Source organism: Desulfobotulus mexicanus, assembly GCF_006175995.1.
In the GTDB taxonomy this organism is placed as follows: domain Bacteria; phylum Desulfobacterota; class Desulfobacteria; order Desulfobacterales; family ASO4-4; genus Desulfobotulus; species Desulfobotulus mexicanus.
This window is the reverse complement of sequence record NZ_VDMB01000024.1, coordinates 33,607-50,709: the sequence shown is the minus strand read 5'-3', so window position 1 is coordinate 50,709 and position 17,103 is coordinate 33,607. Positions and strand designations below refer to the sequence as shown.

14 protein-coding genes are annotated in these 17,103 nt (G+C 48.6%); 4 read left to right on the top strand and 10 right to left on the bottom strand.

What is annotated here, in order from left to right; translation table 11 throughout:
- Positions 1-225: 225 nt before the first annotated feature.
- Positions 226-687 carry a YkvA family protein gene (locus tag FIM25_RS14265; protein ID WP_218961441.1) on the top strand — a complete coding sequence of 154 codons (462 nt, stop codon included), beginning with the start codon at positions 226-228 and terminating at the stop codon, positions 685-687.
- Between the two features lie 3 nt (positions 688-690).
- Positions 691-1,824, top strand: a complete 1,134-nt coding sequence (locus FIM25_RS14260; protein ID WP_139450533.1) for a tRNA nucleotidyltransferase/poly(A) polymerase-related protein — start codon at positions 691-693, stop codon at positions 1,822-1,824.
- Here the strand turns inward: FIM25_RS14260 and FIM25_RS14255 are convergent.
- Positions 1,767-3,437, bottom strand: coding sequence for a hypothetical protein (locus FIM25_RS14255; protein WP_139450532.1), 1,671 nt, complete (start codon positions 3,435-3,437; stop codon positions 1,767-1,769). The two genes, FIM25_RS14260 and FIM25_RS14255, sit on opposite strands and share 58 nt — an antisense overlap.
- A 94-nt stretch (positions 3,438-3,531) precedes the next feature.
- Complete coding sequence (locus FIM25_RS14250; protein ID WP_139450531.1) at positions 3,532-4,035, bottom strand: acyl-CoA thioesterase; 504 nt, start codon at positions 4,033-4,035, stop codon at positions 3,532-3,534.
- 296 nt (positions 4,036-4,331) lie between these two features.
- On the opposite strand from FIM25_RS14250, the gene FIM25_RS14245 reads away from it, so the two are divergent.
- Positions 4,332-4,622, top strand: a complete 291-nt coding sequence (locus tag FIM25_RS14245) for an integration host factor subunit alpha (RefSeq protein WP_139450530.1) — start codon at positions 4,332-4,334, stop codon at positions 4,620-4,622.
- A 187-nt stretch (positions 4,623-4,809) separates the two neighbouring features.
- On the opposite strand, the gene FIM25_RS14240 is transcribed toward FIM25_RS14245, so the two are convergent.
- The 6 genes from FIM25_RS14240 to FIM25_RS14210 form a co-directional block, all read right to left on the bottom strand.
- Positions 4,810-5,739 (bottom strand): acyltransferase, encoded by a 930-nt coding sequence (locus FIM25_RS14240; RefSeq protein WP_139450529.1) that lies wholly within the window; start codon positions 5,737-5,739, stop codon positions 4,810-4,812.
- A gap of 108 nt (positions 5,740-5,847) precedes the next feature.
- The gene (locus FIM25_RS14235; RefSeq protein WP_139450528.1) at positions 5,848-8,094 is read right to left on the bottom strand and encodes a FapA family protein; all 2,247 of its coding nucleotides are present in this window, start codon (positions 8,092-8,094) and stop codon (positions 5,848-5,850) included.
- A gap of 283 nt (positions 8,095-8,377) precedes the next feature.
- Positions 8,378-8,893, bottom strand: a complete 516-nt coding sequence (locus FIM25_RS14230; RefSeq protein ID WP_139450527.1) for a MarR family winged helix-turn-helix transcriptional regulator — start codon at positions 8,891-8,893, stop codon at positions 8,378-8,380.
- A gap of 66 nt (positions 8,894-8,959) precedes the next feature.
- On the bottom strand, positions 8,960-10,690 hold the full coding sequence (gene ispH / locus FIM25_RS14225) for a 4-hydroxy-3-methylbut-2-enyl diphosphate reductase (RefSeq protein ID WP_139450526.1): 1,731 nt from the start codon (positions 10,688-10,690) through the stop codon (positions 8,960-8,962).
- Between the two features lie 347 nt (positions 10,691-11,037).
- Positions 11,038-11,922 (bottom strand): ParB/RepB/Spo0J family partition protein, encoded by an 885-nt coding sequence (locus tag FIM25_RS14215; RefSeq protein WP_139450524.1) that lies wholly within the window; start codon positions 11,920-11,922, stop codon positions 11,038-11,040.
- Positions 11,923-12,011: 89 nt separating this feature from the next.
- A complete protein-coding gene (locus FIM25_RS14210) occupies positions 12,012-12,794 on the bottom strand; it encodes a ParA family protein (protein ID WP_139450523.1) in 783 nt (260 codons plus the stop codon).
- A 151-nt stretch (positions 12,795-12,945) separates the two neighbouring features.
- Between FIM25_RS14210 and FIM25_RS14205 the strand changes: the two genes are divergently transcribed.
- Positions 12,946-14,406, top strand: a complete 1,461-nt coding sequence (locus FIM25_RS14205) for a M48 family metallopeptidase (RefSeq protein WP_179953406.1) — start codon at positions 12,946-12,948, stop codon at positions 14,404-14,406.
- A gap of 33 nt (positions 14,407-14,439) precedes the next feature.
- On the opposite strand, the gene fusA is transcribed toward FIM25_RS14205, so the two are convergent.
- Positions 14,440-16,470, bottom strand: coding sequence for an elongation factor G (gene fusA, locus FIM25_RS14200; RefSeq protein WP_139450521.1), 2,031 nt, complete (start codon positions 16,468-16,470; stop codon positions 14,440-14,442).
- Positions 16,467-17,030 (bottom strand): GerMN domain-containing protein, encoded by a 564-nt coding sequence (locus tag FIM25_RS14195; RefSeq protein ID WP_139450520.1) that lies wholly within the window; start codon positions 17,028-17,030, stop codon positions 16,467-16,469. The genes fusA and FIM25_RS14195 overlap by 4 nt, the downstream gene beginning before the upstream one ends.
- Positions 17,031-17,103 lie beyond the last annotated feature (73 nt).

Sequence of the window (17,103 nt, the reverse complement as noted above, 5' to 3'; positions counted from 1 at the left end):
ATTTCTTCACGAAACAGATGCGCCCATGATGACTCCAGAAGAGCCAGCCTCTTTGGACCAAGATGCTCAAACGGGCTGAACATGTCGTACTGTTTGTGGTCTTTGACGTAGATCATGCAAAATCCTTATAATAGATTAATATCACAGGATATACATACCAAAAACGGCTCTTTAAATCAATAGCAAAATCATATAAAGACAACAAATTTAAACGGTTATGAAATTTTGTTTTTTTGCGAGTCCATCAATAAAAATGAAGATTTTTACCGGAAGCTTCGGGTAAAAATTAAAAACTGGGCCGTATTCGGAGCAGGCAGAAACAGCAGATGGTCAGAATATATATTGCTGGCACCGGATATTTTTTATCTTTTATGCAAGCTGGTTGTGGACCCGGAAGTTCCTGCCAGAGAAAAGGCCAAGCTGGCCTTTGCCATCGCATATTTTATTTCACCCATAGATCTTCTGCCCGAAGCCATTCTGGGGCCTGCTGGTTATCTGGATGATATTGTTCTGGCCACCTATGCGTTGAACAGTGTCATGACCAATACTCCTGCCCATGTCCTTGAAAAACACTGGGTCGGTGAGGGAGATATTTTTGAGGTGGTGCGCCGGGTTCTGGATGCGGCCGATGAAATGATTGGAGCGGGCCTGATAAAAAAAATCAAGGCCATGATTGGCGGGAAATAGAATGTGGAAATTTATACCGTAGGTGGTGCTATCCGTGACAAGCTTATGGGAAGAGCCTTTAAAGACAGGGATTTTCTGGTTTTAGGGGCTAAAGAGGCTGATTTTATTAAGGCCTTTCCCTCTGCCCGGAAGCAGGGAAAACAGACGCCAGTATACAGGGTGGGGGGGGATGAATACATACTTTCCCATACAGATAATATCCATGATGATCTGCTGGGGCGGGATCTGACCATTAATGCCATGGCAGAAGATGAAGGGGGCAGACTCTATCATCATCCTATGGCCCTTAAGGATCTTAAGGAAAAAATACTGAGGCCTGTACGCAGAGAAAATTTCATGAAAGATCCCTTGCGGGTCTTCCGTGCAGCAAGGTTTACAAGTCTTTTTCCGGATTATGCTCCTGCACCGGAGTTGCTTGAAACCATGAGAGAAACGGCCTTTCTGCTGGAAGGCATTTCTCCGGAAAGGGTGGGAAGTGAACTGCTTATTGCCCTTTCCGGTGAAAACCCTTCCCGTTTTTTTCGAATTCTTGCAGAAACCGGCTGCCTTGATCCCTGGTTCAGTGAAATGAAAAAAGCCATGGATGTTCCGGCAGGGCCAGTCCCCTGGCACAGGGGGTCATTGTTTGAGCATATCATGGATGTGACGGATGAACTGCATGGGAGCAGGCTTCTGGCATGGATGGCATTGTGCCATGACCTTGGAAAGCTTGCCACGCCGAAGGAAAAATGGCCTTCCCATCACGGGCATGATGGGGCAGGTGAACCCATGGCCAGGGCCTTTGCCCGGAGGCTGCGGCTTTCAAGGCGTTTTGAGGATGCAGGCAGCATGGCTGCACGCCTTCATATGAAGGCAGGACTCTATGGCAGGCTTCGTCCTGGTTCCAGGGTTGATCTTTTACTTAAGCTGCACAGGGCGGATCTTGTGGATGCCCTGTTTTATCTGGTACGGGCAGATCATGGAGAAGATTTCCTTGAAAGGGTAAAAAGAGATCTGGAACTGATGTTTTCCGTCCGTCTTCCCACGGATCACGGGCTGGAAGGAGTCGATGCAGGCCGTCGTCTGCGGGATCTGCGCTGTCAGGCACTGGCCGGTCGGTGCAGTGCAAGCTGGGGAAAGGGAATGCTCCAGCCATAATGGGTAGAGGCCTCCATGCATAGTTTTCTGATTTTTCTCTGCAGGTTCAGGTAGTCCTCTGCAGCTTCGGGAGAAAATATGGCAAAAACCCTTAGATTAAGGGAGTATGGTCCTGTTTCAAGGAAGATGACGTCAAGGTGCTGCAGATACCTGCTGTAATCCTGTTGTTCAAGATTTTTTCTGACATACTGTTCCAGGAGTCCGGGTATTTTGTCGGTAATTTCTGCCTGATATCCGTAGTCAAGACCCATGGTAACACTGATGCCGAATTTTTTTCTGCTGAGATTGCAAATGGATAGGCTTAAAAAGTCCACTGCGGCCCAGGTTCTTCTGGCCCCACCTTCCAGTTCTGCCACAACCTGCTCCGGCGTTTGCATAAGGATCTTTGCAATACTGCCATCTTCCAGAAGCAGAACATCATCCTTTTTGGAAGGAAACCAGGGCTCATTTTCATTAAAGGGCCTGGACTGCATACCCACAAGGTGCTTTAGCGGGATGCGCAGTAAGCCGCCTTCAAGCCAAGGATTGATGAGGATACCGTGCAGGCCCAGTTTCTGAACCTTCCATGGCAGACCTGTATAAATGAGTCTTTCCCCTTCCCTGAGGGTACCCATATTGAGTATCAGTTTTCCCTGTTCCCAGAACTGGGCCATACCGTTTCTGGCGGACCAGATCAGGGTAATCAGCAGGAGCAGGGCAATACTAAGGAGCATCCAGTCTCCGAAGGCGTAAAGCAGGAGCAGGGCAGCACTGATGGAAACAAAGGCTGTCGTGCTGTGGAATATAACCTGAAGCAGGCGGTGATAAAAAGGCGGGGGAGATTTTTTCTGGTTGTTGCTCCACTTCCAGTAAGTCAGTCTCAGGAGCAGAAAGGTTCCTATAAAGACGGTAAATGCCAGAAAAAGATTGCGTCCCCTGGTTTTGACAAAATTGGTAACTCCCTTCTGCATGGTGACCAGCATGGACTCATCGGGGCCGGTTTTCTGATTCAGCTGGAAACGGAGGCGGCGTATCTGGCGAAGAACCTCCTGCTCCTTTTCCTGCCAGCTTAAGAGAAGTTCTTCCAGGTGCAGATGCAGGGCTTTATCCTCTGTTTTGGCCATGAAGTCTTCTACCTTCGAAATGGCACTCCGGATTTCCGGGAGATGATTCTCGTAAAAAGCCGTATCCTTTCTCAGTCTTTCCAGCTCCCTCGGCCGTGATGTCATCTGTTTCAAACCCTCTACAAGGGGCCGCAGTACCTCCATGAGTTCTTCTTCAATGCGGAAGGCTTTGATGGGTGCCTGTGCTGTCTCTTCCAGCTCAATGCCCGATGCTATGGATTCAAATTCCCGCTGATAAGCATCCCTTAACCTTAACAGATGGCTGACCTCTATGCGGATGGCCTGCTTACGTTCTTCTATGAGGGCTTTTGCGTAGCTCTCTTCCTTTTCAAGGATGTCTTTATCAACGGCCTCGATGGAAAGGCGAAGGTCCTTTAATGTCTGAAGAGCCGAAGGAGGCCCTTGAGATTTCAGGACATCTTTGTCTCCGGAAATTGCCTGGGTGGACGGGAGGGCAAAAAAGATAATGCATAAAAAAAGCAGAAGGGTAAGGGATTTGTTTTTGATCATGATGTCCTTCCGAAGCAGGGGAGGCTGTCATGGCCTTACATACAGGAAGCGGGCCAGAAAAAGAGTTGCTGAGCCAGGGTTGTATCAGATTATTTTATGCGCACAGGTCCGGGTTTTTCTGGCAGGCTTTCTCCTTCTGTTTCTCTGTGAGACGCACTTTATGCCTGTCCTTTGCTTCCCTGTTGCGGCGTTCTTCGTCTTTGTTTTCAAGTATCAGAGGTGGCATTGGGCTGGGTTTCATTTTTTCATCCAGTGCCACAAAGGTGAGATAGGCAGAAACCACATGCCGTATTTCACCTGTGAGGACATCTTCTGCCTCTACCCGTACGCCTATTTCAGCGGATGTGCTGCCAACCATGTTCATGCTGGCTTTGATGATGAGAAGGTTGCCGATGAAAACAGGGTTGAAAAAATCAAGCCTGTCAACAGAAGCTGTGACGCAGAGCTTTCTGGCATGGCGGACGGCTACAACTCCTGCTGCATTATCAATGTATTTCATTATAACTCCACCGTGGACATTGCCTGCTGGGTTGGTGTCTTCAGGTAGCATGAGATGGGAAAGAATAACCCGGCTTTCTTTTATTGTTTTACCTTGCATGTTTTTTCTCCCTGTGGGTGAATATTTAAGGCTGGTATTTTCCTGCTGGAACAAAAAATCTGGTTGGTGAATCAGGGCTACTATAGGAGGGCTTTCCTTTTTTTGTCAATTGTTCTGTGCCCTCGGTCAGATGATTTGCCAGTATAGGGGGAAGGTATGTCTGCTGATATGTCAGATATGGGAGATATGTGATTGCAATATACCGTTTATGCTTGATTTATTTGAAAACATCCGTAAGATTTGCTTCGAATTGTTACGATATGTATATATGGACTCATGGGAAAGGAGAGAGTGACATGACCTTGACGAAAAATAATATAGCTGATGCCATTCAGGAAGGTATTGGTGTTCACCGCAGGCACAGTATAGAGATCGTGGAGATACTGCTGGAAATAATCAAGCGGAATCTGGAATCCGGAGAAGATGTGCTGGTCAGTGGTTTTGGAAAATTCTGTGTCAGGGATAAAAAGCCGAGGCTTGGACGGAACCCGGCTACGGGTGACAGTATGATGCTGGATGGGAGGAAGGTAGTTACATTTAAATGTTCTTCTGTTTTGAGGGATAAAGTTAACCAGATGGTGGAATAATTACCACTGGCATTTGGTGTTCAAATTTTTGGTCTTAACAAAGGTTGCATCGCTTAGTAGCTCCATATCAGCTATTTGTTTTACGACAACACAATGTTTGTGTTTATGATCAATAAAATTAAGGTGTTGTGGTTGAATTGAGCATCAAGCCTCTGGCTGGAGAAAAGCTGAAACTGGATTCAGCGGGTTATGCTGCTTCTTTTTTTATTTCATCCGGATTTTCCCATATATCCTGTTGCATTTCCATCAGACGCTTTTCCTTTTCCAGCCAGAGATTGTTGATGGCCTGCTGGAAGGAATCCCTGAAATCCGTATCATTAAAATAGTCACCACGCAGTTTTTCGTGGATGGGCAATGTATTTATCTGCATACGGATAAGTGGTGTTTTACCGCATATGAATTGCCAGAAGGTGGGGATACCTTTGGGGTAGGCAATGGTGACATCAACGATCTGATCCATCTGGTCTCCCATGGCAGAGAGAACAAAGGCTGTGCCTGCGGCTTTTGGTTTTAGAAGTCCTTTATAGGGACTTTTTTGCCAGAGATGTTTTTTTAGTGTAAATCGGGTACCTTCCACAAAGTTCATGACCGAAACAGGGCTGGTTCGGAACTTCTCACAGGCCTTGCGCGTGGCCTCAAGGTCTTTGCCTTTTTTGTGGGGATATTTAAGTATGTATTCTTTTTTGTAGCGTTTCATAAAGGGAAAATCCAGCGCCCACCATGCGATACCCATGACAGGAACCCATATGAGTTGCTGTTTTAAAAAAAACTTTAGAAAGGGCACTTTGCCCTTAAGCTCCTTTTGCAGGGCCAGAATGTCAACCCAGCTCTGGTGGTTGCACAGTACAAGATACCATCCTTCAGGGGAGAGTTTCTCACCGCCCCTGACTTCCCATCTGGTAGGTAGCAGAAGGGTAAAGGTCTGGCTGTTGATGTAAACCCAGAGGCTGCTGATGTGGATGAGTACCCGGGTACATAAGCTGCGGCTCAATTTCCATGGTACGGTAACTTTTATTATCGCGAGACAGATGAGGGGAATAAACAGGGTTGCCGTGGAAAATGCAACTATGCTGATTACAAGTGTACCCCGCAGGGGGGCAGGGACGATGGAGTTCATGGAGGGTATCCTTATTATGGAAGTTGACAGGCAATGTTTCCATTTTTGCTGTTAAGGATAACAGAGGAAAAATACATTGAAAAGCCTGTGACATTCCTTTGACATTTCTTATCTGAATATCCGTATGATATATTCCTTTTCTACAGAATTATGTACTTCCACCTGGCGTACCATGCATCTGGATAAGGGTTCCTGAAGGGTGGCCTGAGCCATTGAAGCTATAATACGTGTTCCAGGATAAGCTTTGCTGTTGATTTTTAAAAGGGCAATGGGAGTACGCTGGGCAGCCCAGTCTTCCATGGCTTTTTTTTCCTGCTCATCTTCTCTCAGGTTTTTTTCAGCTGCATCTATGGCTTCAAGGGCCTTTTTTTTGTCATCACCAATGGTGTCCTGACGATCAAAAAGCTCTCCCAGTCTTTTCTCGGCGTTCTGCATGTCTTCGTGGAGTTTTTTTACAAAAGAAGGTGCTTCGGTAGCTGTAGTTTCAGCATCCTCAAATTTTTTTTCCTGAATGAGTTTCAGTTTCAGGCCGGATCTGTCCTGAACCTGGGCAAAATGGGTAATATCGGCGAGAAGCTTCTTCTCCTCATTATCCAGATCCTGGGGCAGGAGAAGCACTTTGGAGAGGATCTCCTTTTTTTTCTGAATTTTACGATCAATCTCCATGAAGGTTTCCTGGAGGGGGAGATCAATGCCGATGTGCAGGGTAGAAGAAGAGGATATTTCCGTTCCTATGGTTCCCGCTTCAATGCCCTGACGTGCAGCAATCTCCGAAGCAATGATTTTACCTGTGCGGATATTGAATCCACCTGAGCAGGCAATGTCGGAATCGATCACTTCACTGTGAATGGTGACATTGGAGAGGGTTCGAATCTTGGATTTATTTACAAACTTGGCCCGGACTTCCCCTTCCGTATAAACTTCTCCTTCGGTAATTCCATTGGTGATAACCACATCACCTTTGGCGCTAACCTGTCCGCCATCTATGGCTTCTGCGGTAACTTCGTTGGCTTCTACCCGGAATCCTGCCGGTATTTTACCCGTAATGCGGACTTTGCCATCATATTGAATGTGACCGGTCTCATAGCCAACATCCCCTTTGATGAGAATCTCATCAATGACAGAGACTTCGCCAGAGGCCCGGAGGGAGGGCTGTCCGTCAATCTTGGCAAAGATTTTGAGCCTGTCCTCACTGGTGTAGACGCCGGTTCCTGCCTTTAAAGGCGGATCCTTTACTTCGGGAACCACCTGTATGTTACCAAATACATCCACTCCGTTGACCCCATGGATGGTGGCGGTTTTTTCAGCAAGAAGGCAGCCCTTTGTCACATGGGGAATGGCGCCCCTTTCCCGGAAGTCAATGCGCCCGTCATCGGATAGCATTGCACCGCTGGAAAGAAAATCCGTTGGAAAATTGAAATGAACACTGCCTTCTTTTCCCGGTTTTGGGGGCTTGCCCGATGCTGTCTTGAAGCTGGACTGGCGCACTGATTCAAAGCGGATGAAACCATCCAGCAGGCTTTTTTCTACGAGGCCGTAAATTATACCCTTTGACTGAAGCCATTCCAGAAGATCGTCTGCGTTAAAATGTTGAGGAAGAATTTGTTTTTGCCGTATAAAGGCAGCCATATTGTCCTGGGAAATGGTCAGGCTGAGGTAGCTGTCCAGCTCAGAAGTTGATGTTTCATCCTGCTCCAGTGTGTAACAGGAGATATTATCATCAGCAACATCAGATGATCCTGGAGCTGATTCATGGCAGGCAGGATCTTTCGGGATGGCTTTGGAAGTTATTTTTTTTGTTTCTGGGGGAACTTTAGCAGCAGGTTCACCACATTTATTCATGGCTTTTAGAATGGCATCCAGCTGTGTCTGTTTCAGGTGACCCTGCTGGATTAAAATATCCCCCAGACCGGGGTGAACGCCTTTTTTGCGGAAAATGAGCTGTTGAATTTCAGCGGCCTGTTTCATTTTATCTTCAGAAACCCACCCAAGACGCAGAATAGCCGCAGTAAGCCGTTTTTCCTGATTGCGAAGCACCCATACTTTATGGGTTTTTTTCAGTTTGTTTATTTTTTCTTCTGTTATTCCAGGCTGTTCTTTCAGGACCTCCAGAATGTCTGTATGGGGATTTTCAGATCTTTTTTCTTCCCACAGACGCATGATTTCAGAAAGACCATCCTTTGTAATCTCACCTGCGTGCAGGGCCAGCTGCAGGATCACCGGAGGAGCAGATGCGGGTATGGGCATGGGAGTCTTGCAATGGGTACAGGGTACCACACTGCCTGCAGCAGAGGCTGGAAGCTGTTGCTCCGCATGGCATTTTTTGCATTGGTAGGAAAGGGTTTTTTCCGGCATGGGCTCTCCAGGCGTTCAGGTCATGGGAAAAAGGAGGCAGAAACATTCCGACGGCTCTTCCACCCGTTTGCTTTACTCTATCTTATATGAGGTGTGCCGGAAATCGACACTGAAAATTTAAAGTAACAGCTGAATACCGCCTTTGTGACGGATATTGCCTGACAGCTTCTTTTCTGTGATCGGCAGAAATTCTTTCTTGCTGAAGCTTAAAGGATATTCTCTAAAAAAAGTGGTGGTATCTTTTTGTAATAGATATTGTAAATATTTGTGATTTTATAAGTTATTAAGATTCTCTGGCCTCATTTTCATTGTGGATGGGACCCGTAACGAGAAAGGGAGAAGCATCAATACTTCTGGCCTGCATCATATGAACGATGTGATGCAGGCTGGACAGGATCATGAGCTGCTCCCACTGGGGAAGGGCTGCAAGGCTGTTTACAAAGGTTTCCTGCAGCAGGGGAGGGGCCTCGTCCAGTATGGCTTTTCCTTTTTCCGTAACGGAGACAAGGGTATTGCGCTTATCTCTGGTTCCCCGCAGCCGGGAGATGAGTCCCTGGCGTTCAAGGCGCAGCAGAATACCAGTCACCGTTGCCTGACTGAGGCTGATGGCCCTTGCCAGTTCTGTCACGGCCATCTCACCGTTTCGGGCTATTTCTTCGAGAATAATCAGCTGTGGACCTGTGAGTCCATGGCTTCTCACCAGTTGCCTGGAATGCAGTTCAATGGCCTGGGTGATACGGCGCAGGGCTACAAGGACTTCTCTGGAGAGATCCCTTGCCTTATCATTATGGAAAACCATGGAATGGCTCCTTGTTGTACATCAGTATGTTATTTTGGTCCGGCAGATAAGGTCAGTACCAATATTTTAGATTACAGATATTTTAATCATGGCCGCCAGAATGCCGCTCAGTATCAGCAGGCTTTCAATATGAAATGCCAGGCGGGTATCCGCAGGAATGCGACCGCTGATTTCACCACACAGCATCCATATCAGAAGAAAGGGTGGCAGGGCCAGCAAAAAGGCCTGAGCAGGGAAAATGGAAAGGTGGATACATAAAAAAGTCCCTGTGAACACAGCCGTGAGCAGCAGAATTAAAAGCCTGCGGCTTTTTTCTTCTCCAAGGAGAATGGGAAGGGTTTCTTTTCCGACAATGCGGTCTCCCTGCAGAGCCATGATATCAAAAAAAGCGGTGCGTACAAAAACGAGAGCAGCAACAAAAAGAAAGGAGGCAAGGGTGGCTGTGTCCAAGCTGCCCCGTATGGCTGATGTGGGAAGTATGACACAGAGTACACCCCAGGCGATGGCAATTAGGATGGTCTTTGATCCGGGAATGTCTTTTAAGCTACGTATATGACTGCGGGACAGGGATCTCGGTAATAGGGGTGCTGTGTAAAGAATACCGGCAAGGGTCATAAAAAAAAGCATGGCAAAGGGAAGGATACCCGCCTCAAATGCCGTTGCAAGGCCTGTGATTCCGGCAAAACCCGCAAGAATGAAGAAAAATGGACGGTGGGTTTCGTAGAGTTTTGCCCTCTCCGGATTGTTGTAGCGGTCCGAAGGAATCCCTGTGAGGGTATTAAATATCTGCATGGAAAGAATATAGGTTGCGGCAATGAGGGAATAGCGAAACTCATGGTTGAATCCCTGCATCATGCTGGCTGCATAGCTGAGGGCAGCAGCTCCCATGGCAAGATAGATATTGCTGCTTAAAAGAAAACTTTGTATTTTTTTTATCCATGCCTGCATTGGGCTGTCCGTCATGGCCTGACTTTCAATGGTGCTGACGACCTGACGCAGAATCCAGTTGGGTGTGGAAGCACCTGCAGTTATACCGATGCGTTTTTTATCCTTAAGAATATCCTTTGGGATTTCTTCGGCGGACTCAATGTGCAGACTGGAAGTTCCGGCTTCCATGGCGACTTCCGCAAGCCTCTGGGTGTTGCCGGATTCTTTACCGCCCACAACAATGACAAGATCAACCTCTTTTGCCAGAGCCATGGTTTCATTCTGGCGTTTTTCCGTTGAATCACAGATAGTGTTGAAAACTTTGTAGTGGGATCTTTCCTTTGTAACCCATGTGCTGATACCCTCATAAAAGCGGGTGTTCTGGGTTGTCTGGGCTACGATGATGGCCTTTTCAAAGACAGGAAGGGCAGCAAGCTCTTCCATGCTGCTTATGACATGGCCAGTACTTCCGGCGTAGCCCAGAAGTCCCACAACTTCCGGGTGATCTGCATCCCCTGCAATAATGACATGATGACCTGATTCAGTATGTTTCCGGATGATGGTCTGTACCCTGATGACGCGGGGGCAGGTGGCATCCATAACCGTGAATCCGGCATCCTGAAGCTTCTTCTGCTGACAGGGAGGAATTCCGTGGGCACGGATGATGATGGTACCTTCACCTTTTTCCGGAATGCCTTTGAGAATAGGGATGCCTTTTTCTTCCAGTATATCAAGAACCTGAGGATTATGGATCAGAGGTCCATAGGTGCATATGGGGCCTTTGCTTTTATTGGCCGCATCAATGGCCATGTCAACGGCTCTGCGGACACCCATGCAGAAGCCGGCTGTTTTTGCTATCTGAATATGCATAAATAAGCTCTCGGTCGGATGAAAAAAGTTGTAATTATTCAGCAGCTTCGTACTGTTGCAAGACTCCGTGGCTATTTGCAAGTGACATTGCAATCGTTTCGGATCAGAGCTTTGCAGACCTGTGCGAAAGAAGCGGCAAACTGTCTGAGCCGCCACAAAGGCAGCGTGCATAAGCCTGCTATGGTAATCAAAAAGCTTATCCTGCCTGTGGCGGCGAGTTTTTGCCGCTTCCGCACAGGGCAAGAAGCTCTAAGAATAAGATTGCGTCACGGGCAAATAGCCTGGGGTCTGTGCATATGTCTTGCAGCTATGGTACTTGAAAAACTGTGCTGAACAGTTACAAAAAGTTAAAGATTTTCCAACTTTTTTACAATGGCATCAAACTCTTCCGGGCTGGTATAGGGAATTTCCATTTTCCCCGCATTGCGGCTTCCCCGGATACGGATGGCTGCCCCCAGGGAGCTTGAAAGACGTTCGGCCCTGATCTGGTATTCTTCCGGCACACTGGATGGAGAAGAGGGCTCCTTATTCAGAGGGGAAAGCCTTTTTTTTACGAGAGCCTCACATTCCCGGACGGAAAGAGTTTTTTCCATCACCTCGTGAAAGGTTCGGAGGAGGAGGTCTTCATCTTCGAGGGCCAGCAGGGCACGTCCATGGCCCATGGAAATTTTTCCCGTATCCATGGCATCCTGTATCAGGGCTGGAAGCTGCAGCAGTCGGATGAAATTAGTGATGCTGGATCTGCTTTTTCCCACGGAGGACGCAACTGCATCCTGGGTCATGGAAAATTCCTGTACCAGTCTCTGATAGGCCCGGGCTTCTTCCATGGGGCTTAAGTCATTACGCTGGATATTTTCCACAATGGAAATCTGAAGCATGCGCAAATCATCAAGATCTCTGATGATAACGGGAACGGATGAAAGACCTGCCATTTTTGCGGCCCTGACCCGGCGTTCTCCGGCGACAATCTGGTAGTCCAGGCCTGACCTGCGGACCAGAACGGGCTGGAGTATCCCTTCCCTGCCGATGGAGTCGGCCAGTTCCTGCAGGGTATCGGCATCAAAATTTTGACGGGGCTGAAAGGGGTTGGGGACAAGTGCATGGATGGGAAGGTTTTTTGGATTGTGGGATACTTCCCTGTCCGCAGCTTCAATGTCAGGGATCAGGGAGGAAAGGCCGCGTCCCAGTCCTTTTTTTTTACGGTTTTTTCCGGATACTGAAGAGTCAGTCATAAAGGGATATTCCCACGGTATTTTTTTGGTTATGGTGATGCCATAACGCTGGATTCTGTTTAAATATGCAGCCGGTGTAAGGAGTTTTTTTAAATGCCGGAGCGGGAAGATAGTGTCATTGCCATAAGCTCTTCCGCCAGATCCATGTAACTCTGGGCACCCTTGGATGCTGGAGAGTAGGTGAAAATTGGCTGCCCGAAACTGGGGGCTTCTCCCAGCCGTACATTTCTTGGAATACGGGTTTTAAAAATCAGATCTTTAAAATATTGCTCAGCATCTTCGGCAACCTGTGTGGAGAGGTTGGTGCGCCCGTCGAACATTGTCAGGAGGATACCGGCAATGCGAAGCTGGGTGTTGAGGCTTTTCTTAATCCGCTTGACGGTCTGGAGCAGCTGGCCAAGACCTTCAAGGGCATAAAATTCACTCTGCAAAGGGATCAGAACAGAATCGGCTGCAGTGAAGGCGTTGAGGGTCAGCAGGCTTAAGGATGGCGGGCAGTCTAGCAGTATATAATCATAACGGTTTTTTAAGGGGCTAATCACTTGGGAAAGGAATTTTTCCCTTTCCGGATCTCCCATCATTTCTACTTCAAAACCGATGAGTTCTACCCGTGAAGGAAGAATATGCAGATTTTCAATTTCACATACCTTAATAATATCCTCCACCCTGGCATCACCAATGAGTGCATGGTAGAGAGTCTGGTCAAGACCTGATTTGTCAAGGCCGATACCAGTTGTGGCATTGGCCTGAGGATCACAGTCCACAAGAAGAACTTTTTTGGCGGAAAGGGCCAGCGCCGCAGCCAGATTAATGGCTGTGGTGGTTTTGCCCACTCCCCCTTTCTGGTTGGCGATGCAGATGATCTGTGTCATAACGAATATGCCTCTACCATAGTTCCGGTGAATTGCAAAGCAAAGGATTCGGGACGGCCCGGTAGTTTGAAATCAGCAGTTTAAAAAGCAGGCAGATTTTTAAAAATATCCTTGATATCTCTGTATGCTTACCGCCGAAGGATCCCATGCCATGAAAGAAAGACGATTCATGTCGCTTTTACAGCAGGCTGTCAACCGTGTTTTTCTCCTTAGTTCCCTGGTATTTTTTTTCATGCTGCCTCCCCCTCCTGTCTTTTCCCTTACCCTTCAGCAGGAAGAGGTGCTGGCAGAAGAGTTTGTCCGCTACATTCATGCCACCCACCGTCTGGTAAGGGATCCTGTTATTACAGGATATGTGCGGGAAGTGGGGGCGCGCATTGTGGATGTCCTTGAAGACCCTCCCTTTCCCATTACCTTTAATGTGGTTCTGGATTCTTCTTATAATGCCTTTGCCGGACCCGGCGGGCATATTTATATACATTCAGGACTTATACTGGCCATGGAAAGTGAAGAGGAGCTGGCCGGTATTCTGGGGCATGAAATTGCCCATGTGACCTGCAGGCATATTTCAGAGCTCGTGGCCCGGTCAAAAAAAGTAGGGATAGGTACCCTTGCAGGCCTTGCCGCCGGTATTCTTGCCGCCGTTGGTGGTGCCAGTCCCGATGCGGCCTTTGGTCTGATCATGGGAAGCCAGGCAGCGGGCAAGTCTGCCCTTTTATCCTACAGCCGGGAAAATGAGCGGGAGGCCGATGAAAGGGGACTCGGCTACCTTAGCTCAGCGGGCTACGGAGGTGAAGGACTTTTGACCATGCTCCGAAAAATCCGGGGCAAGGAGTGGTATACCACAGATGATATCCCCACCTATCTGAGAACTCATCCCGGCACCGAAGAGCGCATTGTCTTTGTCGGGGCATGGTTGAAATCCCGTCAGAAAAACTCCTTAAATGAAGGCCGGGAGAATCCTTCTGACAATGTGCGGTTTGCCCATGTACGGGATCGTCTTCAGGCCCGTTATACGGATTCCGGTCCTGCTGTGTCCCATCTCCGGCAGAGGCTGGAAAAAGATCCGGACAATCTTTCCGTCCGCCATGCCTTCGCACTGGCGCTGATCCGGAATGGTGACAGGGATGAAGCCCTTAAAAACATGGAAATTGTGACCAGAGCTAATCCCATGGACAAGGTTGTTATCAGTGATCTTGGCAGAATCCGTTTCCATGCCGGTCAGCCTGAGGCAGCAATTATGCTTTTGAAAAATATAGCGCCGGATACCGGTGACCCGGAAGTTTTTTTTGATCTGGGCCGGGCCTATGCCGCCCTTGGCCGCTATGAAGAAGCCGTAAAAACCTATGAAGAAGTGCTGGAAATGGCTCCTGGCCTTATTGGTGCCCGTTATGCCCTGGGAGAGGTTTTGGGCCGCATGGGCCGGGATGGGCTGGCCCATTATCATCTGGGCCGTTATCATCAGGGAACCCGGGATTTCACCAATGCCGATTTTCATTATGCAAGGAGCATTTCCCTGCTTGCCGAGGATTCACAGGAAAGCAGGGATGCCCGTGAGCGGCGGAAAGCCATTGCAAGACAGTTAAGGAAGGCTTCCCCGGAAAGACGCTGAAAATGATTTGCTTTACATGGGAGCTTAAAGATTTCAGGGAGCGTCAAAGTGGGAGAATACCATGACGTAATTCCCCCGCCCCTGGGTTGCGGATCTCAGGTCCGTTGAATATCCGAACATTTTCTTGAGGGGTACCGTGGCCCTGATTTCCTGGATACCGGATTTGGGAGCGATGCCTTCTATTTTTCCGCCTCTGCTGTTGATGTCTCCGATGACCTCACCCATATGATCATCGGGTACAAATATTTCCACATTCATGATGGGTTCCAGCAGAAGGGCCTGCCCCTGCACCATGGCCTGCCTGCAGGCCATGGATGCGGTAACGGTGAAGGCCAGCTCCGTATCACTGCCTTCCCGGATTTCCGCTTCCAGAACAACAGCTTCAAGGTCTGTGGCAGGATAGCCCATCAGAGGGCCTGCACCAAAGGCTTCCCGGATTCCTTTTTCCATCGCTTCCTTCAGTACCGGGCGGAGAAGATCTTCGGGAAGTTTTGATGAGACACGGACACCGGCTCCCCGTTCCAGAGGCTGAAGGCTAAGAACGATTCGGGCGTAGTGCTTTGTGCCGGTAATTTCACGATCAAAAACGGCTTCTCCTCTGGATGCTGCTGAAAGGGTTTCCCTGTGTACCACCTGAGGCCGGCCCACATTCACCTGGGTATTGAACTCCCGTGACATGCGGCTGACAATAACTTCCAGATGAAGCTCTCCCATACCCGAAAGAATTATCTGCCCCGTATCCGGGTCCTGTTTGATCCGAAGGGTCGGATCCTCGTCCAGGAGTTTTGCTGTCACCTGTTCCAGCTTTTCCTGATCCCCATGGGTCTTGGGTTCAATGGCAAGGGAGATAACAGGCTCATAGATATCAATGCGTTCCAGCATTACTGGATGGTTGGGCCAGCAGAGGGTGTCACCTGTGGCGGAATCCTTGAGTCCCACCAGTCCCACAAGGCTTCCGGGGCCGGCATCGGGGATGCGTTGTTTTTTGTTGGCATGCATAAGAAGGATGCGTGAGACCCGTTCTTTACGGTTCAGTGTGGGGTTAAAAACTTCGTCCCCCTCCTTGATTTTTCCTGAATAGATACGGGCGTAAACCAGCTTTCTTCCTTCGGGCATGGAGACCTTGAAAATAAGAGCTGAAAGGGGTTCTGCGGATTTGGGCGGAAAATGTATTTTTTCTTCTGTACCGGGGATAATCCCTTCCACAGGGGGGACATCCGCAGGGCTTGGAAGATAGGCTGTAATGGCATCCAGCAGAGACTGGATTCCTTTATTTTTAAGAGCAGATCCGCAGAGAACTGGAACCATTTTCAGATCAATGGTGGCTCTGCGAAGGGCCGATACAATTTCTTCTTCTGTTATGTTTTCTTCGGAAAGATATTTTTCCATCAGAAGGTCATCGGTTTCAGCTACGGCCTCCAGGAGTTTTTCCCTGGCTTCAAGGACTTCTTCCTGCATATCTTCAGGAATTTCGACCTCATCGAAGGTGGCTCCGAGACCTTCTTCATCCCATATGATGGCTTTCATCTTCAAAAGATCAATAATACCGGAAAAACGGTCTTCAGACCCAAGGGGCAGGGCAATGGGGACTGGATTTGCTCCCAGTTTTTCCCGGATCTGTTCAACTACGGCATAAAAATCCGCACCTATACGATCCATTTTATTAACAAAGGCAATTTTGGGTACATGGTATTTATCAGCTTGTCGCCAGACGGTTTCGCTCTGGGGCTGTACACCACCCACGGCACAGAAAACACCGATGGCGCCGTCCAGAACCCTTAAGGATCTTTCCACCTCTATGGTAAAATCTACATGTCCAGGGGTGTCAATTACTTGAATACGGCTGTCTTTCCAGTCACAGGTGGTTACAGCACTGGTTATGGTGATGCCCCGTTCCTGCTCATCGGGCATCCAGTCCATGGTGGCTTCGCCGTCATGGACTTCACCTATTTTGTGGGAGCGGCCTGTATAAAAAAGAATACGCTCGGTGACGGTTGTCTTGCCCGCATCAATGTGGGCCATGATACCTATATTCCGGATCTGGGAGAGTTTTATCTGAGTCATCTTACAATCATCATATTAGCGGTAAGTGGATGCCGGATATCGATATGCCCCGCCAGGGTGTCCTGCTCCTGGCCTGCAATCAGTATCTTGACCTTTCGAATTTCCGGTACGTTAATTACAATGGAATTAACCAGAGCATAAATGGTCATGAGTTCTCCCTGGCTGCCACCGGGATGATTGTTGCGGATGTCCGGGTGAAAATCCAGAACCGCCATATTGCCTTCGGTGTACAGGGCCAGAAGTTTTGTGCCTTCGGGCAGGGTGGAGCTGCCCTCCATGGAAGGACCGGTGATAAGGGCTTCCAGAATGATGCGGGTCTTGTCCTGAGGAGTCCCTGTAAGGGAAAGCTCCCGTGCTTCTGCCGAAAGCGTATCCGATGCGGGATGGGCAAAGTAAAGGTAAGCCTTTTCCTTTGTATGGGACCTTCCGTCTTCCGGCAGCATTGTATGGATGTCCGGTTTAGGCAGCATGCCGTCTCCGCTTAGCCGCATCCCGGCCCAGAAGGCAAGGGCAATCAGCAGTGCGCCGATGATAAAGACGGGGATGGGAGGAAGTTTCATGACGGCTCCGTAAGCTGGACATTGTGAAGGGGAGCTTCTTCCATGAAAAAAGTAAAGGCAACCCTTCCTGAAA

What these genes read in the sequence shown, in the direction of transcription:
- FIM25_RS14230 (WP_139450527.1), bottom strand. Translation starts at nt 8,893, where the DNA reads ATGGTTTTCCATAATGATAAGGCAAGGGATCTCTCCAGAGAAGTCCTT.
- FIM25_RS14255 (WP_139450532.1), bottom strand. Translation starts at nt 3,437, where the DNA reads ATGATCAAAAACAAATCCCTTACCCTTCTGCTTTTTTTATGCATTATC.
- FIM25_RS14240 (WP_139450529.1), bottom strand. Translation starts at nt 5,739, where the DNA reads ATGAACTCCATCGTCCCTGCCCCCCTGCGGGGTACACTTGTAATCAGC.
- FIM25_RS14210 (WP_139450523.1), bottom strand. Translation starts at nt 12,794, where the DNA reads ATGACACAGATCATCTGCATCGCCAACCAGAAAGGGGGAGTGGGCAAA.
- FIM25_RS14195 (WP_139450520.1), bottom strand. Translation starts at nt 17,030, where the DNA reads ATGAAACTTCCTCCCATCCCCGTCTTTATCATCGGCGCACTGCTGATT.
- ispH (WP_139450526.1), bottom strand. Translation starts at nt 10,690, where the DNA reads ATGCATATTCAGATAGCAAAAACAGCCGGCTTCTGCATGGGTGTCCGC.
- FIM25_RS14205 (WP_179953406.1), top strand. Translation starts at nt 12,946, where the DNA reads ATGAAAGAAAGACGATTCATGTCGCTTTTACAGCAGGCTGTCAACCGT.
- FIM25_RS14215 (WP_139450524.1), bottom strand. Translation starts at nt 11,922, where the DNA reads ATGACTGACTCTTCAGTATCCGGAAAAAACCGTAAAAAAAAAGGACTG.
- fusA (WP_139450521.1), bottom strand. Translation starts at nt 16,470, where the DNA reads ATGACTCAGATAAAACTCTCCCAGATCCGGAATATAGGTATCATGGCC.
- FIM25_RS14235 (WP_139450528.1), bottom strand. Translation starts at nt 8,094, where the DNA reads ATGCCGGAAAAAACCCTTTCCTACCAATGCAAAAAATGCCATGCGGAG.
- FIM25_RS14250 (WP_139450531.1), bottom strand. Translation starts at nt 4,035, where the DNA reads ATGCAAGGTAAAACAATAAAAGAAAGCCGGGTTATTCTTTCCCATCTC.
- FIM25_RS14245 (WP_139450530.1), top strand. Translation starts at nt 4,332, where the DNA reads ATGACCTTGACGAAAAATAATATAGCTGATGCCATTCAGGAAGGTATT.